We start from the raw sequence: 19,032 nt of genomic DNA, 5'->3' as shown, positions 1-19,032 counted from the left end.
TTCCTCCTTGAATGCTAAAGCCTTTGATGAAACGGCGGTAAACAAAGACCCACTATTTCACTTAATAAAGCCAAGCATAGCTAAATTTCATGAAAACAGCTTGCTCTGTGCGAAAAAGCCCGGGCGTATTATCGTCGGCAAATGCTGAGTCACCGTAACCGATAAACAGTCGCGATAAGGGGTTGATCATGTATGAGTAAATCAACTGAGTTCCCATACTGCGTTCTCGAGCGTCCACATCAACAAGATAGTTATTGGTGTTGCGTCTAATGTCTGAGTAAATGAGCGCCAGTCGAATATACTGCTTCGCACTGAATTGATAACTTATTCTAAAATCTGAGAGGTTGGCGGTAAAGAGCATCTCATCGTTCACATTAATACGATTGTATTCATGATTTACCGAGGCTTCTAAATGCTCTCCAATATTGAGGCTTATCTGTGGCTCTAATAGTACTTGCTCACCCAAACGATTGTTACGCAGATCAATTCTATCACCAACGCGAATAAAGTTTTCAAAGTAGAGCGTTCTATTGGGGCGTGCCTCAAAATAAAATGAGAACTGTTCTTCAGTGAAGCGCGTTGTGTTGCCGTCAATAGCTAAGCTTGCACCATTTTGGCGTAGCCCTACTTGATCTCGCTTTACCCACTGAAAATTAAAGTAAGACTGATAGGCCGCATTGAGTTCTACTTGTGCCTGAACTTCTCTCTCAATAAGTTCGCTGTTATCGTTGTGCGTGATATCCCAGTCACCACCCAACTCGAATCGGTTCCACCAAGCGTTATCCTTCCACCATACCAGACCACCACCGAGTACTGTTTTGTGTCTGTCTACATTACTTTCAAAACCTAAATCTGCTCTAAAATCTGACTGAGTACTTTTCCTATTTGCAATGACATACCATTCTCTTTCTTCATGGCGATAGTCTATTTGATAAGTGCTGCCAGAAAATGCGTCATTTTTGTTGGTTCTTAACGTGGCCTCTGTAATATCCTTTTCATTATCGCAACTGCCGCGACAAAACTGCGACGAAAGAGCATCTGGATATTGTGTATCTGAACGCAATGCCTGAACCCGCAAAGTATCGCTAGGCGTAATTTGATAGCGCATGTCTACACCGGTAACAAGGTTGTGATAGTCATCGGCATGCCTGCCTGTAAAAATTGTGCCGAACGACAAGGTATCTGACACATCAAATCGATAGCGTGCGGCAAGGTTGGTACTGCCTTGGTCAAGTTGTGCGACACTGGAGCCCAAATTGCCCGGCACTAAAAAAGTGGTGGTTTCATCGTTAGCCACTAGCAAGCCAAACGTGTGGTCGTTTAACCTGCCGGTGAGTTTACTGCCAATATCTGGTGCACCGATATTTCTCGTGTAAACCAAGTCGTATTGGGTACTGAAAAAGTCTGCGTTTTCTACAAAGAAGGGACGTTGTTCAGGAAAGAACAGTGCAAATGGGTTGTTGATGCCAAGCTGACCCGCATCAGCTTCTACCTGCGAAAAGTCTGGGTTTATGGTTGCTTGTAGCAGCATATCAGAGGTAATTCCCCAATTGATATCTACGCCAACCTCTTGGTTGTTACCATACTCCCAGTTTTGAGGACTTGCTGGCGTTCGGCTACGTGCTGCCCCCGTTACACCATAAGGCGTTATTGAAAGATTTTTTCCTTGCTTCGCTTTGCTGAAGCCCTTCATGTTGCCCATTTGACATAAACTGCACGCATTATCTCGGTCAACGGGACGATTTGATATGCGAAGGTTGTTGTCACGCGGATAAAAGCGCACAAACTCCGCGCGCCATTGTTTCGGCCCCTCAGCATCTAAAAAGTTCATAATGCGAAACGGCAGTGCAATCTCAACCGTGTAACCTTTATTCGTAATCTTGGCTTCAGAATCCCAAATTGCGTTCCAGCTTGCGCTTTCACTGCGAGTCATTTGATTTTCTATAGAATCAATTTGAATGCCGTGAGGATTAACAAAAAACTGATAGGAGAGGCGACTGTCGCCGAAGGTATCAAGTTTAATGCCCACCAAGTCATTATCCCATACGCTATCGCGGTCGCGAAAAAGAGCCCGAATTTCCGACGGATCATTATCGAAGGCTGTGAAGCCGATATAGATGGTGTCGCCGTTTTCAAATATCCGCGCAACGGTTTCAACGGGAGGCGTGGTATTTTCAAATGGCCGCGTAACCACGTTAAGCGTAACTTCCTGAGCGTGCTGCCACGCAGCGTCGTCGAGAACCCCGTCTAGTGTCACCGTATCTGAAAGGTAGGGCACTACAATAGTTTCTGAATTTGAATCTGAATCTGAATCCTCGCTCATCAACTCATCAGGTTGTGCGTTCTTGGTGGTAACAATTGCCTCGGGGAGAGGCTCATTTGGGCGCTCCTGCTTCTCATCCTGTGGGGTGAAAATGTTGCCGTTTGAATTATCTCGGGCTTTAGCATTCGCATTAGTAATTAGGCAAAGAGATACTAAAACTATCGAGCCAAAACGTCGCAGTAAAGAGTTGTGAGCGCGCACAATTGTGCGGCATTTAGCTATGTCCATATTTAAAAGGTGGTCTTTTTTATCGTTATAATTTTTATCGCAGAAGTATGAAGGATTAGCGCAAATGTCAAAAGAATGTTAATCGTATTTTAATGGGCACTGAACGAAACCCGATTTTATATAGATAAGGTCTGTATTACTTGATATTCATTGGTTTATTGACAAGGAGTTAATCAATTGAATGAACATATCGTGTAGAATAGCGTACTCACTTCAACAAAAATTGTAACGCTACGCTGTTGCAAGCAGTCGGCGGCTTAATAACACAAAGAGTTTCTGCATGTTTTCTTTTTTTGAAAAGCTCACTCAGCCTTTTCCTGACACACCACCCACACAACCGCCAAAGGGTTTAGTTGCGTTTTGTAAGTATTATACCCAAGGAATGTGGCACATCATTCTAACTGTATCAGTACTTAGCGCCATAGTGGCCATGCTTGAAGTCGCGTTATTTGGCTTTTTGGGCCAGCTTGTTGATTGGTTTTCAGAACAAAGTCGAGAGACCTTCCTAGAAGAGCAAAAGCTAACGCTCATTGGTATGGGCATTACCGTTCTTGTTCTAATTCCGGGCTTTATTTTGCTGCGCTCTTTTTTCTCCCGGCAGTCGTTAATGGGCAATTATCCTATGCGCATACGCTGGCAGGCTCACCGCTACTTGTTGGGTCAAAGCTTAACGTTTTTTCACAACGAGTTTGCTGGGCGAGTGGCTACCAAGGTTATGCAAACAGCGCTTTCGGTAAGAGAAACCGTCACTAAAATGCTCGACTTGCTGGTGTATATCAGCGTGTATTTTATCTCTATGGTGGTACTGGTATTTAGTACTGACTGGCGTTTAGCACTACCACTAGTGGTCTGGTTCTTCGTATACGTTGGCATATTGCGAGTGTTAGTGCCAAAGCTCAAAGCCGTGTCGCAGAAGCAAGCAGATGCACGCTCGTTAATGACAGGGCGTATAGTAGATAGCTACACCAACATAACTACTGTAAAGCTATTTTCGCACAGTAGACGAGAAGCCGATTACGCCAAAGAGAGCATGGACGGTTTCCTAAAAACTGTTTACCCGCAAATGCGGCTTGTTACGGTGCTCGAGTTTTGTGTCGAGATGGCCAACGCTATTCTTATCTTCACTATTGGTGCTCTGTCCGTCTATTTATGGATGGAGAATATTGCATCGCCAGGTGATATCGCCATTGCGGTGAGTTTGTGTTTGCGCTTAAACGGTATGTCTCACTGGATCATGTGGGAGGTGTCTGGGCTATTTGAAAATTTAGGCACAGTGCAAGATGGTATGAATACCCTCGCGCAACCTGTCGCTGTAAAAGATAAGCCACAAGCAAATGCGCTATCCGTTGGTGGTGGTAACATTCACTTCGATAAAGTGAATTTCTCTTACTCGGGCGCAAATAACAAACCCATCGATGTTTTTAATAACTTGGAACTTGCCATTAAACCTGGTGAAAAGGTTGGGCTGGTGGGGCGCTCTGGTGCGGGCAAATCTACACTGGTCAATCTCCTTATGCGCTTTTATGACACGCAAAGTGGACGCATCACCATCGATGAGCAGGATATTACTGAAGTTGAGCAAGAAACGTTGCGCGCTAAAATAAGCATGGTAACGCAAGACACTTCGCTTATGCATCGTTCGGTTAGAGACAACATTCTATATGGTCGTACAGATGCCAGTGAAGCTGAAATGATCAAAGCAGCTAAACAGGCAGAGGCGCACGATTTTATTTTAACACTTACCGATAATCAGGGGCGCACAGGTTACGATGCCCACGTGGGAGAACGGGGAATAAAATTATCTGGTGGGCAACGTCAGCGAATCGCTATTGCACGGGTGCTGCTAAAAGATGCACCTGTGCTCATTCTGGATGAAGCCACATCTGCACTAGATTCAGAAGTAGAAGCCGCCATTCAAGCATGTCTAGACAAAGTGATGGAAGGGAAGACCGTATTAGCGATAGCGCATCGCCTTTCTACTATTGCGCAAATGGACAGGTTATTAGTGCTTGATAAGGGTCAAATAGTCGAGCAGGGCACTCACAGTGAGTTGATCGCTCACAATGGCATTTATGCAAAGTTATGGGCGCATCAAACCGGTGGCTTCATTGGCGTTGAATAGTCAGTGTAAAATCTGCCTTCAAAGCTAGATGAGAAAAGAATAAAGCGCTTGTATCTTGAAAGTGGTTAAGTATAATACGCGTCCCTCCCTTGCGATACCGCACTTTCCAACGAAAAGACGCACAAATCACAAGGGCAGTGTAAGTAAAATTTAAGAGTGAAAACGCCACAGGGGTGTAGTTCGAATTGGTAGAACAGCGGTCTCCAAAACCGATGGTTGGGGGTTCGAGTCCCTCCACCCCTGCCAGATTATTAACTTGCGCGTGTACGCAAGAAAACGACGCTGTAGTGCTAGGATCGTGACATGAGCGAAAAGACGGAAAATCAGTCCAACGGGTTGGACATGTTTAAATGGGTAGTGGTTTTTGCCCTACTTGCAGGGTTGGTAACCGCCAACACAGTTTACGGTGAAATTTCGGTATTATATCGCGCCATAACAGCGGTAGTGGTTGCTGTGATTGCAGGTTTTATCGCTGCATCTACTCATAAAGGCAGCGCATTTCTAAGCTTTGCCAAAGAGTCGCGCACTGAAGTACGCAAGGTTGTTTGGCCTACACGTCAAGAAGCAAACCAAACGACACTTATCGTTTTGGCAGCAACCTTGGTTATGGCACTTATATTATGGGGACTAGACGGGATTATCGTACGTGTAGTTGGCTTTATTACTGGAATTGGAGCATAAGCGTATGTCTGAAGAAGAAATTAAAAAGAGATGGTACGTAGTACAAGCATATTCTCAGTATGAAGCTCGCGTTAAGAAAACGCTTCTTGAATACATCAAAATGCACAATATGGAAGAGCATTTCGGTCAAATTCTAGTACCCACCGAAGAAGTTGTAGAAATGCGCGCAGGTCAAAAGCGCAAATCAGAGCGTAAGTTCTACCCTGGCTACGTGCTGGTAGAAATGGCAATGAACGAAGAGTCATGGCACTTAGTGAAAAGTGTTCCTCGCGTTCTTGGTTTTATTGGTGGAACGTCTGATAGACCAATGCCAATTACTCAAAAAGAAGCCGACGCCATTTTAAATCGCCTTGAAGAGTCGGTTGACAAGCCTAAGCCTAAGACATTGTTTGAGCCAGGTGAAGTCGTTCGCGTTACCGACGGACCTTTTGCCGACTTTAACGGTGTGGTTGAAGAAGTTGACTATGAAAAGAGCCGCGTAAAAGTATCGGTTCTTATATTCGGTCGTTCAACGCCAGTAGACTTAGAGTTTGGTCAAGTAGAAAAAGGCTAAATTGTAGATATTTTGAAAAGCCCGCATGAGCGGGCTTTTTTGTACCTGTAAATTAAATCCCAAGCTCTGTTTTGTCGTCTGCTGTCATAAAAATCTCCCTATTCCTTATACTCAAAGTTAATTTATTTGCAGATGTGAAGAGATTCGTCTACAACTAAAGTATAATATTTGGTCAAAGGTTAGGGCTATCGATACTTTAGAGCAGCGCATTGCATGCAAACAAATAGATATCGACGTTGCGTCGTTCTATCAGACCATGTTACTCGAACTCGAAAAGCTGATGGAAGATGTCATTGGTACTGAAGAGTCGAAGGGGTTCGTGGGAATTGTTGCCGACCATGTAGGCGCCATGTTTCATGAAAAATACAAATCCCAATTGGGCAGTGACATGGCTTCACCTGAAGTTATCGCTCATGTACTTGTAGATCTGAAACGTCGTATTGGTGGCCAATTCAGTATTTCCAGTATCTCACCCGAGTCAATAATTCTACAAAATTATAAATGTCCATTCGGCACCAATGTGGTTGGTAAAACACCCTTGTGTAATATGACGGCAAATGTGTTTGGTAAAATTGCAGCAACTGAAAGTGGTTATGCCGCTGTCGAATTAGACAAAACAATCGCGAATGGTGATGGGCATTGTCATGTTGTTGTGCATCTAAGGCCACTGAAAGAACGTCGCGATATTGCCCATGAATATTTTGGAGTGAGCTCTGATGGGTATTGAAAAACTCAGTGTAGCATCCATGCTCGCCGGTATTAGAGAAGCCGCAGTTATTACGTGCCTTGATGGCAATATTATTCACTATAATAATCAAATGAAGCGTCGCCTCCCTAATATCGATAATGCCAAGGTAATGACTGAGGTTTTTTCGCTTGCATCAAAAACATTCAATGTTTCTTGCTTCAAAGAGTTTAGCAGTATTGTGAAACGCCGCTCGGGGCTATTTCCAATACGCCTTAAATTTAACGATACGAGATTGAATGATACCTCTACCATACCCGCTTACGTATCAGTGCTTAAGGACGCGGAAAATAATGAGCCAGCCGCACTTATCTACAAATTAGACGAGCATATTGTGCGTTTTAATAACCGGTTGCGACAACTACAGGATGCAAAACGAGCTCATGCAAAGATAGCAAGAGAAGCAAAATTAAAATCGTCAATGGATTCGTTAACGGGTTTAAAAAACAGACGTTTCGTGCAGTCCTTTTTAGAAATGCAGTGGAAAGCATACACAACAAAAGGTGAAGACACAGTTTTGATCATTTTTGATATAGACTACTTCAAGCAGATAAACGACACTTACGGTCATGCTGCGGGCGATGAGGCGATTAAAGCTTTTGGCAAGTGTTTGCATTCGCAGACAAGACCTTCGGATGTGGTAAGTCGGTGGGGAGGTGAAGAGTTTGTTGTAGTTTTAGCGAATTGTTCATCTACTCAAGCGCGCTTGTATCTCGAGCGGGTAATGACAAGCATTCGTCAGCTTCGCATAAAGTACAAAAATGTAGTTAATGAGCAGACATTGATTTCTATGACTGCTAGCGCAGGGTATTGCCCGTTTTCGCAGGCATCTAGCGTGCAAGAGGCTTTTTCACAGGCCGACCGTGCTCTCTATGAGGCGAAATCTGAAGGAAGGGACCAATACAGAAGAGCATGTCCTGATATTGCGATGAGCGAGTTAACCTCTGCATTCCCTAATTCACGCAGCCAGTTACTGAATTAGCTCTGGGATCTTTGTTTTAACTAAAGCACTGATTTAACCATGCCATTACTATAAATGCATTGCTGTCGGTGTTCCATTACCTACCATTTACTTAATATTTTAGCTGTTACAGTACCTTTTTACCTGAAAGATCGTTTTTTAAGCATTTAGGGACTTGCATAGCAATTAATCAACCCTTATAATGCGCGCCCTTTTAAACGGAAACGGGAAGCCGATTGAGCAAATATTCTCTGTATTTGCGAGGCGTTAGACCCAAACAAGAGAGCATTTAAAATGGCTAAAAAAGTAAGCGGTATTATCAAGCTTCAGGTTGCGGCAGGTGCTGCTAACCCAAGTCCACCAGTTGGTCCTGCACTAGGTCAACACGGTGTGAACATCATGGAATTCTGTAAGGCTTTCAATGCAAAGACTGACAGCCTAGAGAAGGGTGCTCCGGTACCAGTAGAAATTACTGTATACGAAGACCGTTCTTTCACATTCGAAACTAAGACTCCTCCTGCGTCATACCTTCTTAAGAAGGCAGCTGGCATCAAGAGCGGTTCTGGCCGTCCTAACACTGAGAAAGTGGGTAAAGTTACCACCGCTCAGTTAGAAGAGATTGCTAAAACTAAAGAGCCAGACTTAACAGCTGCTGATCTAGAAGCAGCGGTACGCACTATCGCGGGTTCTGCTCGCTCAATGGGCTTGAACGTAGAGGACTAATCGGATGGCTAAATTAACAAAACGCGCTCGTCTAGTACGTGACAAAGTTGACTCAACTAAAGAGTATGAAATCAACGAAGCTGTTGCACTTTTAAAAGAATTAGCGACTGCTAAATTCGCTGAAAGTGTTGACGTTGCTGTAAACCTTGGTATCGACGCTAAGAAATCTGACCAAAACGTTCGTGGTGCTACTGTACTACCTAACGGTACTGGTAAAGACGTGCGCGTTGCGGTATTCACTCAAGGTGCTAATGCAGAAGCTGCTAAAGAAGCAGGTGCTGACGTTGTTGGTATGGAAGACTTAGCTGAACAAGTTAAGAAAGGCGAAATGAACTTTGACGTTGTAGTTGCTAGCCCAGACGCGATGCGCGTAGTTGGTCAACTAGGTCAAATCTTAGGTCCACGTGGCCTAATGCCTAACCCTAAAACAGGTACAGTAACGCCAGACGTTGCTACAGCTGTTAAAAATGCAAAAGCTGGTCAGGTTCGCTACCGCAATGATAAAAACGGTATCATCCACGCTAGCCTAGGTAAGATTGCGTTTGAAGCAAATCAAATTCAAGAAAACCTTGAAGCGCTACTTGAAGCATTGAAGAAAGCTAAGCCTTCTTCTGCGAAAGGTACCTACATCAAGAAGATCAGCCTAAGCACTACAATGGGTGCGGGTGTTGCTCTTGATAAGGCTTCTGTAGGTCTTTAATACTGATGGGCTTGGCCCGTTAGTTCTCTGAAAGGTTATGGGTTGGAGTTGTGTACATAGCAGTGCTAGTAAACAACTCCCGTCCAAGACCGCAGGTGCGGTGTGGTGAAAGAGGTAAGAGAACTTTCACAGTCAACATACTGCTTAATAGAACAACCTGCGCAGACGGTGGTTTGACTCAGACTCTCTGGGATAACAAACACCGTAGAGCGGTACCAAATATGACGTTTGGTATCAATCTGTGAACCCTGACGGCGTGAGTAGTTAATTACAAACAATGTCAGATACAAAGAGGTGAACTCAGTGGCACTAGGTTTAGCAGCAAAAAAAGAGATCGTAGCAGAGGTATCTGAAGTTGCGTCTCGCGCTCTATCCGTTGCCGTCGCTGAATACCGTGGGATGGAAGTTGCAGAACTGACTGACCTTCGCATAAAAGCTCGTGAGCAAGGCGTATACCTAAAGGTTGTACGTAACACACTAGCTAAGCGTGCATTGGCAGACAGTAAATTTGCAGACTTGGAAAGCGCACTTACAGGTCCGCTTATCTATGGTTTCTCTATCGACGCACCAGGCGGTGCGGCACGTCTTTTCAAAGACTTCGGTAAGACTAACGATAAGCTTAACGTAACAGCACTTTCAATTGGTAGTGGTCTACTTGGTCCAGAGAAATTGGACGCGGTTGCTTCACTTCCAACTCGCGACGAAGCGCTTGCACGTCTACTTGCAACCTTCAAAGCACCAGTTGGGAAATTCGTTCAAACAATCAACGAAGTTCCTGGCAAGTTTGTGCGCGTATTGGCGGCGATCAAAGACGAGAAGTAATTTTCGTTTTTGGCATATTGATTTTTTTAACATTAAAAACCCAGGAGTTTAGAGAACATGGCTCTAACTAAAGAAGATATTTTAAACGCGATTGCTGAAATGCCAGTTATGGAATTGGTTGAGCTAATCGAAGCAGCTGAAGAAAAATTCAACGTATCTGCTGCAGCTGTTGCTGTTGCTGGTCCTGCTGCAGCTGGTGAAGCTGCTGCTGTTGAAGAGAAAACTGAATTTGACGTTGTAATGACTTCATTCGGTGGCAACAAAGTTGCGGTTATCAAAGCAGTTCGCGGCGCGACTGGCCTAGGTCTTAAAGAAGCTAAAGAAGTAGTTGAGTCTGCTCCTAAAGCTATCAAAGAAGGCGTAAGCAAAGAAGAAGCTGAAGAACTTAAAGCGGCACTTACTGAAGCTGGCGCTGAAGTTGAAATCAAGTAATCTGATTTGATCAGATTATTTGCCTGAGACGGCAAGGCTGGTGGTTTTTTGAACCACCAGCCTTTTTGCGCTGTATAGTGTGTAGAATATAACCCTTATCTACATTTCACTAGGCGCACATCGGTCAACACCGTTAAAAGCATAAAAATCCAACAACTTAACTAATAATTGGTTAAAATTTGTTGTATGCTGGTGAACTTGCCCGACTTAGGGTTGTGGAAGTTTGTTGCTTATTGCGCCATTTGAAACGCAGCTTTTAGCCCATAGCACGCGTTTTAAAGCATTTAGCAGCAGGTTGGGTCATAAATCAGCAGGCTGAGGAACCCATGGTTTACTCTTATAGCGAAAAGAAACGTATCCGTAAGGATTTTGGCAAACGCCCACAGGTATTGGAAATTCCATACCTTCTTTCAATTCAGCTTGATTCTTTCAAAAAGTTTATTGAGATCGACGCCGATGCTCAATACGGTTTGGAAGCAGCATTTCGTTCCGTTTTTCCAATTAAAAGTTACTCAGGTAATTCAGAGCTTCAATATGTAAGCTACCGCCTGGGAGAGCCAGTATTTGATGTTAAAGAATGTCAGATACGCGGTGTAACTTTCTCTGCTCCGTTAAGAGTAAAACTACGGTTAGTATTGTTTGACAAAGACGCAGCCCCAGGTACCGTAAAAGATATTAAAGAACAAGAAGTGTACATGGGAGAAATCCCATTGATGACAGAGAACGGTACGTTCGTTATCAATGGTACAGAGCGTGTAATTGTGTCACAACTACACCGTTCACCTGGTGTGTTCTTTGACCACGACAAGGGTAAAACCCACTCGTCTGGTAAAGTACTTTATAACGCGCGCGTCATTCCTTACCGTGGCTCTTGGTTAGACTTTGAGTTTGACCCTAAAGATAACTTGTTCGTGCGTATCGACCGTCGTCGTAAACTGCCGGCAACTATTATCTTGCGCGCATTGGAAATGACGTCAGAAGAAATCTTAGATACATTCTTCGACAAAGTTAATATCCGCATTGATAAAGACCGTCTAATGATGGAAGTGAAGCCTGATCGCCTACGTGGTGAGACAGCAGCTTTCGACATTATTGACAGTGATGGCAATGTGGTTGTTGAAACAGGCCGTCGTATCTCTGCTCGTCATACACGTGCACTAGAAAAGTCTGGTTTAACAGAGCTAGAAGTACCTGCCGATTATCTCATCGGTCGAGTATTTGCTGCTACTTATGTAAACGAAGACACGGGCGAAGTTATTGTTAGTGCAAACGACGAGCTTGCACTAGAGAACTTAGCTGAGCTTAGCCAAGCTGGTATTAAAGAATTTGAAACTCTTTATATCAACGAGCTTGATCACGGGTCATACATTTCAGATACGCTACGTATAGACTCTTCAACAAACCGCCTAGAGGCGCTTGTTGAAATTTACCGTATGATGCGTCCTGGTGAGCCACCAACGAAAGATGCTGCTGAAACCTTATTCGAGAACTTATTCTTCTCTGAAGAGCGTTATGATCTTTCTTCAGTGGGTCGCATGAAGTTCAACCGTCGTTTAGGCCGCGAAGAACTTATTGGTTCTGGTACGCTTGCCAAAGAAGACATTATTGCTGTTATGAAACAGTTAATAACAATTCGTGACGGTAAGGACGAAGTTGATGACATCGATCACCTAGGTAACCGCCGTATTCGTTCGGTTGGTGAAATGGCTGAGAACCAATTCCGCGTTGGTCTCGTGCGTGTAGAACGTGCAGTTAAAGAGCGTCTAAGCTTAGGCGACCTAGACAACGTAATGCCACAAGATCTTATTAACGCCAAGCCTATCTCGGCAGCGGTGAAAGAGTTCTTCGGTTCGTCGCAATTGTCACAGTTCATGGACCAAAACAACCCGCTATCAGAAGTTACGCATAAGCGTCGTATTTCTGCATTAGGTCCGGGTGGTCTTACTCGTGAACGTGCTGGCTTCGAAGTTCGAGACGTACACCCAACTCACTATGGTCGTTTGTGTCCAATCGAAACGCCGGAAGGTCCAAACATCGGTCTAATTAACTCATTAGCGAGCTTCGCGCGCACTAATGACTTTGGTTTCTTAGAAACACCTTTCCGTCGCATTGTTGACGGTGTTGTTACCGATGAAATCGATTATTTATCTGCAATTGAAGAAGGCCAATTCGCGATTGCTCAGGCTAACATTGCGTTATCTGAAGCAGGTGAGTTGGTAGACGACCTTATTCCATGTCGTCACCGTGGTGAAACAACCTTGATGCCAAAAGAAGACATCAAATACATGGACGTTTCTCCACAGCAAATCGTATCAATTGCGGCAAGTATAATTCCATTCCTAGAACACGATGATGCAAACCGTGCACTTATGGGTGCCAACATGCAACGTCAGGCTGTTCCTACATTACGTGCTGATAAGCCGTTAGTAGGTACGGGTATGGAAAGAACTATTGCAGTAGATTCTGGTGTAACTGTTGTCGCTAAACGCGGTGGTACAGTTGATTACGTAGATGCGAGCCGCATTGTAATCAAGGTTGCCGAAGATGAGATGCTTCCAGGTGAAGCAGGTATCGATATCTACAACCTGACTAAATACACTCGCTCTAACCAAAACACCTGTATTAATCAGCGCCCTACGTGTAACGTTGGCGACCCGATTGTCACTGGTGACGTGCTAGCCGATGGTCCTTCAACAGACCTTGGTGACCTTGCACTTGGTCAGAACATGCGTATCGCGTTCATGCCTTGGAATGGTTACAACTTTGAGGATTCAATCCTTATTTCTGAGCGAGTTGCTCAGGAAGACCGTTTCACTACTATTCACATTCAAGAGCTAAGCTGTATTGCTCGTGATACTAAGCTTGGGCCAGAAGAAATTTCTTCTGATATTCCAAACGTAGGTGAGTCTGCGCTAAGCAAGCTTGATGAATCAGGTGTTGTTTACATCGGTGCGGAAGTGAAAGGCGGCGACATCCTAGTAGGTAAAGTAACACCGAAAGGTGAAACTCAGCTTACGCCGGAAGAAAAACTTTTAAGAGCTATCTTTGGTGAGAAAGCGTCTGACGTTAAAGATACGTCTCTCCGTGTACCTAACTCAGTTCACGGTACGGTTATCGATGTTCAAGTATTTACCCGCGACGGTGTAGAGAAAGATAAGCGTGCGCTTGAAATTGAAGATATGCAGCTTCGTCAGGTTAAGAAAGACCTTACTGATGAATTTGAAATCCTTGCAGACGGCATTTTTGCACGTGCTCAAACTGCTTTAACTCGTGCTGGCGTTGAACAAGCGAAGCTTGACAGCCTACCACGCGAAAAGTGGTTTGAAATTGCACTTAACAGCGAAGATGCACAGTTAGAGCTTGACCAAATTGCTGAACAGCATGCTGAAATCAAAGCTGACTTCGATAAGAAGTTTGAAACTAAGCGTCGTAAGATAACGCAAGGCGATGATTTAGCGCCTGGTGTACTTAAGATAGTTAAGGTTTACCTAGCGGTTAAACGCCACATCCAACCGGGTGATAAAATGGCGGGACGTCACGGTAACAAGGGTGTTATCTCTACTATTCAACCAGTAGAAGATATGCCATACGATGAGCACGGTACGCCGGTAGACATCGTACTTAACCCACTTGGTGTACCATCTCGTATGAACATCGGTCAGATCCTTGAGACTCACTTGGGCATGGCTGCTCATGGTCTTGGGGTTAAAATTGACCGCATGATTAAAGAGCAGCGCGAGCTAGCCGAAATGCGTGATTTCTTGAAGAAAGTTTACGAACTAGGTGAAAATCACCAAGAAGTAGACATTGATAGCTTCACAGATCACGAAGTTCGTCGCTTAGCGGAAAACCTTCGTAAGGGTGTTCCAGTAGCAACACCTGTATTCGATGGTGCTCGCGAGTCTGAAATCAAGGAAATGCTGAAGCTTGCTGATATTCCAGAAAGCGGTCAGATTACCTTGTTCGACGGTCGTACTGGTAATTCATTCGAGCGACCTGTTACGGTTGGTTACATGTACATGCTGAAACTGAACCACTTAGTAGACGACAAGATGCACGCGCGTTCTACTGGTTCATACAGCCTTGTTACGCAGCAGCCTCTTGGTGGTAAAGCACAGTTTGGTGGTCAGCGCTTCGGTGAGATGGAAGTGTGGGCACTTGAAGCTTACGGTGCGGCATATACCCTGCAGGAAATGCTTACTGTTAAGTCGGATGACGTTAACGGACGTACTAAGATGTACAAGAACATCGTCGATGGCGACCACAGAATGGAGCCTGGCATGCCAGAATCCTTCAACGTATTACTTAAAGAAATTCGCTCGTTGGGTATCAACATCGAGCTTGAAGAGAAGTAATACGGCAATTGCCGCGTAATGTTATGAGATGACCCGGTGCTTGCACCGGGTTCTAGAGACTGACTCCGCTGGGAGAGTAATGTGAAAGACTTATTAAAGTTTCTAAAGCAACAACACAAGGCCGAAGAGTTCGATAATATTCGAATCGGTCTGTCTTCACCTGACATGATTCGTTCATGGTCATTTGGTGAAGTGAAGAAGCCTGAGACTATCAACTATCGTACGTTCAAGCCTGAGCGTGACGGTTTATTCTGTGCCCGTATCTTCGGACCGGTAAAAGACTACGAGTGTTTGTGCGGTAAGTACAAGCGTCTTAAGCACCGTGGTGTTATCTGTGAGAAGTGTGGCGTAGAAGTGACACTGACTAAAGTTCGCCGTGAGCGTATGGGCCACATCGAGCTAGCAAGTCCTGTAGCACACATTTGGTTCCTTAAATCGCTACCGTCACGTATCGGCCTAATGCTTGATATGACGCTTCGCGATATCGAACGCGTGCTTTACTTCGAATCATATGTTGTGACCGAGCCGGGTTTAACAACACTTGAGCGCGGACAACTTCTAAACGAAGAAGATTACCTTGATTCATTAGAAGAACACGGCGACGAATTCGAAGCGAAAATGGGTGCAGAAGCAGTATTCGACCTGCTAACCGTACTTGACGTTGACGCCGACGTTGCAGCGATGCGTGAAGAGTTACCTTCAATCAACTCTGAAACAAAGCGTAAGAAAATCACCAAGCGCCTTAAGTTGCTTGAGTCATTCCAGCAGTCTGGTAATAAGCCAGAGTGGATGATCATGACAGTACTTCCAGTATTGCCACCCGATCTTCGCCCTCTTGTACCACTAGATGGCGGTCGATTCGCAACATCTGATTTGAACGACCTTTATCGTCGTGTAATCAACCGTAATAACCGTCTTAAGCGTCTTCTAGACCTTGCTGCTCCAGACATTATCGTGCGCAACGAAAAGCGTATGTTACAAGAGTCTGTTGATGCACTTCTAGATAACGGACGTCGCGGTCGTGCGATTACCGGTTCTAACAAGCGTCCACTTAAGTCGCTTGCAGACATGATTAAAGGTAAGCAGGGTCGTTTCCGTCAAAACCTTCTTGGTAAGCGTGTTGACTACTCTGGCCGTTCTGTAATTACCGTTGGTCCAACACTTCGCCTTCACCAGTGTGGTCTTCCTAAGAAGATGGCACTAGAGCTATTTAAGCCGTTTATTTACGGTAAGCTTGAAGGACGTGGTCTTGCAACAACAATCAAAGCTGCTAAGAAGCTAGTAGAGCGCGAAGCACCAGAGGTTTGGGACGTACTAGATGACGTTATCCGCGAACACCCTGTATTGCTTAACCGTGCACCAACACTTCACCGTTTGGGTATCCAGGCATTCGAACCAACACTTATTGAAGGTAAAGCGATTCAGCTTCACCCGTTAGTGTGTGCGGCGTACAACGCCGACTTCGATGGTGACCAAATGGCGGTACACGTTCCGTTGACAATCGAAGCTCAGCTTGAAGCACGCGCACTAATGATGTCGACGAATAACATTCTGTCACCTGCTAACGGTGAGCCAATTATCGTTCCTTCACAGGACGTTGTATTGGGTCTTTATTACCTTACGCGTGACAAAGTAAACGGCCTAGGCGAAGGCATGGTATTTACCAGCCCGAACGAAGCAGAAAAAGCATACCGCACAGGTAATGCTGAGCTTCATTCTCGCGTTAAAGTACGTATTACAGAATATGACATTGATGAAGACGGCAATAAAACAGAGAAAGTAACGCTAACGCAAACCACGGTTGGTCGTGCAATTTTCTCATTGATCCTTCCTAAGGGTCTTCCGTTTGAAATCATCAACCAGCCTATGGGCAAGAAGCAAATTTCAAGACTATTGAATGCTTGTTACCGTACGCTTGGTCTAAAAGACACCGTTATTGCGGCTGACCAAATCATGTATACCGGCTTCCACTACGCGATGATCGCGGGTGCGTCTGTTGGTATTGACGATATGGTAATCCCTGAAGCGAAGAAAGAAATCGTTGACGCTGCTGAAGCAGAAGTTATCGAGATTCAGGAACAGTTCCAAAACGGTCTAGTAACAGCCGGTGAGCGTTACAACAAAGTTATTGATATCTGGTCAAATGCCAACGAAAAAGTTGCTAAGGCCATGATGGATAACCTTAAGACTGACATCGTAATCAACCGCGATGGCGAGGAAGAAGAGCAATCATCATTTAACTCTGTTTATATGATGGCCGACTCGGGTGCTCGTGGTAGTGCCGCTCAGATTCGTCAGCTAGCTGGTATGCGTGGTCTGATGGCTAAACCAGATGGTTCAATCATCGAAACACCCATCACAGCAAACTTCCGTGAAGGTCTTAACGTTCTTCAGTACTTCATCTCAACGCACGGTGCGCGTAAAGGTCTTGCCGATACAGCACTTAAGACAGCGAACTCGGGTTACCTAACTCGTCGTCTTGTAGATGTTGCACAAGATTTGGTTATCACTAACGATGATTGTGGCACATTCGAAGGTGTGACAATGACACCGCTGATCGAAGGTGGTGATGTTGTTGAACCGCTTCGCGAGCGTGTTCTTGGTCGTGTGGTAGCAGAAGATGTAATCAAGCCTGGTACAGACGAGGTGTTGGTTGAGCGTAATGTACTGCTAGACGAAGCGCTAGTAGACATGCTTGAAGCTAACTCGGTTGACCAAATTCAGGTACGCTCGGTTATCACATGTGATAACGACTTTGGTGTATGTGCTAACTGTTACGGTCGTGACCTTGCTCGCGGACACATGGTTGGTAGTGGTGAGTCGGTTGGTGTTATTGCAGCACAATCAATCGGTGAACCTGGTACACAGCTTACCATGCGTACCTTCCACATTGGTGGTGCGGCATCACGAGCGTCTGCAGAAAACAGCGTTCAGGTTAAAACAGCGGGTAGCCTTAAGCTACACAATGAAAAATCTGTACGTAACTCTGACGGCAAAGTGGTTATTGTTTCTCGTTCAACAGAGCTTACTGTTATCGATGAACAAGGTCGTGAGAAAGAACGCTATAAAGTGCCTTACGGCGCAGTACTTAGTGTTGATGACGGTGCGAAGATTGCAGCTGGCGACGTTGTTGCTAACTGGGACCCGCATAGTCACCCTATCGTTACTGAACGCGCAGCGAAAATTAGCTTCGCGGACATCGACGACACTAATACAGAAATGCAGCAAGATGAGCTTACTGGTCTAACGCGTATTGTTGTTAAAGATTTAACAAAAGCAAACGCCAAAGAGCCTAAGCTAATTCTTGAAAGTGATGAGTTCGGTCTTCAAGAAATTCGTCTTCCAAGCTTCACTACCATTGAAGCGAAAGAAGGCAAAGTGGCTAACGAAGGTGACGTGCTAGCGCGTATTCCTCAGGAAAGCTCGAAGACACGTGACATCACGGGTGGTCTACCAAGAGTTGCTGACTTATTCGAAGCACGTAAACCTAAAGAGCCTGCTATTCTTGCAGAAATCTCAGGTACTATCGGTTTCGGTAAAGAGACTAAAGGTAAGAAGCGCCTAGTAATTACGCCTGCTGAGGGTGATGCATACGAAGAGATGATTCCAAAGTGGCGTCAGCTTAACGTGTTTGAAGGTGAGAAAGTGGAAAAAGGCGAAGTTATCGCCGACGGTCCAGAGTCTCCACACGACATTCTACGTCTTCGCGGTATCTCTGCAGTAGCGAACTACATCGTGAACGAAGTACAGGAAGTTTACCGTCTACAGGGTGTTAAGATTAACGATAAGCACATCGAAGTTGTTATTCGTCAGATGCTGCGTAAGTGTGTTATCACTCACCCAGGCGATACTCAGTTCCTAGAAGGCGAGCAAGTAGAAGTTTCTAACGTGAAAGTGGCCAACCGTGAAATAGAAAAACACGGTAAGATTCCAGCGCAGTACGAAACACAGCTGCTTGGTATCACTAAGGCGTCACTGTCTACTGAGTCATTTATCTCAGCAGCGTCTTTCCAAGAAACAACTCGCGTTCTTACTGAAGCAGCGGTTCAAGGTAAAGAAGATGACCTACGCGGTCTGAAAGAAAACGTAATTGTTGGACGACTCATTCCAGCGGGTACGGGTTTCGCCTACCATGAACGCCGCGCTCAACAGCGTAAAGAGCAAATCGAAGAAATGTCAGTATCTGCTGCAGATGCGGAACAGGCATTGACCGAAGCGCTTAACGCTGGTGCAGACGACGATTCGGCCGAATAAGGCATGATCATAGGAGCGCGTTAACGTGCTCCTAACATAATGGCAGCTCAAGCTGACAGATTTTAAGAATATTAAGTGCTTAGAGTTTGTACAGCTTGACAGTCAGGGCGATGATCATTAATATTCCGCGACC

General features: G+C 45.0%; 12 protein-coding genes and 1 tRNA gene. 12 read left to right on the top strand and 1 reads right to left on the bottom strand.

Annotated features, from left to right (window positions below; genetic code table 11):
• Positions 1 to 61: 61 nt before the first annotated feature.
• A complete protein-coding gene (locus BM528_RS16795) occupies positions 62 to 2,551 on the bottom strand; it encodes a carbohydrate binding family 9 domain-containing protein (protein WP_083595327.1) in 2,490 nt (829 codons plus the stop codon).
• A gap of 280 nt (positions 2,552 to 2,831) precedes the next feature.
• Between BM528_RS16795 and BM528_RS16790 the strand changes: the two genes are divergently transcribed.
• The 12 genes from BM528_RS16790 to rpoC all read left to right on the top strand — a co-directional run bounded on the left by BM528_RS16790 (position 2,832) and on the right by rpoC (position 18,899).
• Entirely contained in the window at positions 2,832 to 4,673 is a 1,842-nt protein-coding gene (locus tag BM528_RS16790; protein ID WP_071980824.1) for an ABC transporter ATP-binding protein, read from the top strand.
• A 169-nt stretch (positions 4,674 to 4,842) separates the two neighbouring features.
• A tRNA-Trp gene (locus BM528_RS16785) sits at positions 4,843 to 4,919 on the top strand.
• 57 nt (positions 4,920 to 4,976) lie between these two features.
• Positions 4,977 to 5,354 (top strand): preprotein translocase subunit SecE, encoded by a 378-nt coding sequence (gene secE / locus BM528_RS16780; protein ID WP_071980823.1) that lies wholly within the window; start codon positions 4,977 to 4,979, stop codon positions 5,352 to 5,354.
• A gap of 4 nt (positions 5,355 to 5,358) precedes the next feature.
• Positions 5,359 to 5,907, top strand: coding sequence for a transcription termination/antitermination protein NusG (gene nusG / locus BM528_RS16775; protein WP_071980822.1), 549 nt, complete (start codon positions 5,359 to 5,361; stop codon positions 5,905 to 5,907).
• Between the two features lie 256 nt (positions 5,908 to 6,163).
• Complete coding sequence (locus BM528_RS16770) at positions 6,164 to 6,634, top strand: methanogen output domain 1-containing protein (protein WP_083595326.1); 471 nt, start codon at positions 6,164 to 6,166, stop codon at positions 6,632 to 6,634.
• Complete coding sequence (locus tag BM528_RS16765; RefSeq protein WP_071980820.1) at positions 6,624 to 7,634, top strand: GGDEF domain-containing protein; 1,011 nt, start codon at positions 6,624 to 6,626, stop codon at positions 7,632 to 7,634. Before BM528_RS16770 ends, BM528_RS16765 begins: the two co-directional genes overlap by 11 nt.
• A gap of 273 nt (positions 7,635 to 7,907) precedes the next feature.
• Positions 7,908 to 8,336 (top strand): 50S ribosomal protein L11, encoded by a 429-nt coding sequence (gene rplK / locus BM528_RS16760; RefSeq protein WP_071980819.1) that lies wholly within the window; start codon positions 7,908 to 7,910, stop codon positions 8,334 to 8,336.
• Between the two features lie 4 nt (positions 8,337 to 8,340).
• Entirely contained in the window at positions 8,341 to 9,036 is a 696-nt protein-coding gene (gene rplA, locus BM528_RS16755; protein WP_071980818.1) for a 50S ribosomal protein L1, read from the top strand.
• 303 nt (positions 9,037 to 9,339) lie between these two features.
• The gene (gene rplJ / locus BM528_RS16750) at positions 9,340 to 9,858 is read left to right on the top strand and encodes a 50S ribosomal protein L10 (RefSeq protein WP_032097751.1); all 519 of its coding nucleotides are present in this window, start codon (positions 9,340 to 9,342) and stop codon (positions 9,856 to 9,858) included.
• Between the two features lie 57 nt (positions 9,859 to 9,915).
• A complete protein-coding gene (gene rplL, locus BM528_RS16745) occupies positions 9,916 to 10,290 on the top strand; it encodes a 50S ribosomal protein L7/L12 (protein ID WP_071980817.1) in 375 nt (124 codons plus the stop codon).
• 326 nt (positions 10,291 to 10,616) lie between these two features.
• Positions 10,617 to 14,645 (top strand): DNA-directed RNA polymerase subunit beta, encoded by a 4,029-nt coding sequence (gene rpoB, locus BM528_RS16740; protein WP_083595325.1) that lies wholly within the window; start codon positions 10,617 to 10,619, stop codon positions 14,643 to 14,645.
• Between the two features lie 81 nt (positions 14,646 to 14,726).
• Positions 14,727 to 18,899, top strand: a complete 4,173-nt coding sequence (gene rpoC, locus BM528_RS16735; protein ID WP_071980815.1) for a DNA-directed RNA polymerase subunit beta' — start codon at positions 14,727 to 14,729, stop codon at positions 18,897 to 18,899.
• The last annotated feature ends 133 nt before the right edge of the window (positions 18,900 to 19,032 follow it).

This window comes from Alteromonas sp. RW2A1 (assembly GCF_001886475.1).
Classification (GTDB): Bacteria; Pseudomonadota; Gammaproteobacteria; order Enterobacterales; family Alteromonadaceae; genus Alteromonas; species Alteromonas hispanica.
The sequence above is the reverse complement of the archived record's forward strand: the minus strand, read 5'-3'. Positions and strand labels throughout refer to the sequence as shown.

Bases quoted from the DNA above. Each gene is read 5' to 3' on its own strand.
- BM528_RS16795 (WP_083595327.1), bottom strand. From the start codon at position 2,551: ATGGACATAGCTAAATGCCGCACAATTGTGCGCGCTCACAACTCTTTA.
- BM528_RS16790 (WP_071980824.1), top strand. From the start codon at position 2,832: ATGTTTTCTTTTTTTGAAAAGCTCACTCAGCCTTTTCCTGACACACCA.
- secE (WP_071980823.1), top strand. From the start codon at position 4,977: ATGAGCGAAAAGACGGAAAATCAGTCCAACGGGTTGGACATGTTTAAA.
- nusG (WP_071980822.1), top strand. From the start codon at position 5,359: ATGTCTGAAGAAGAAATTAAAAAGAGATGGTACGTAGTACAAGCATAT.
- BM528_RS16770 (WP_083595326.1), top strand. From the start codon at position 6,164: ATGTTACTCGAACTCGAAAAGCTGATGGAAGATGTCATTGGTACTGAA.
- BM528_RS16765 (WP_071980820.1), top strand. From the start codon at position 6,624: ATGGGTATTGAAAAACTCAGTGTAGCATCCATGCTCGCCGGTATTAGA.
- rplK (WP_071980819.1), top strand. From the start codon at position 7,908: ATGGCTAAAAAAGTAAGCGGTATTATCAAGCTTCAGGTTGCGGCAGGT.
- rplA (WP_071980818.1), top strand. From the start codon at position 8,341: ATGGCTAAATTAACAAAACGCGCTCGTCTAGTACGTGACAAAGTTGAC.
- rplL (WP_071980817.1), top strand. From the start codon at position 9,916: ATGGCTCTAACTAAAGAAGATATTTTAAACGCGATTGCTGAAATGCCA.
- rpoB (WP_083595325.1), top strand. From the start codon at position 10,617: ATGGTTTACTCTTATAGCGAAAAGAAACGTATCCGTAAGGATTTTGGC.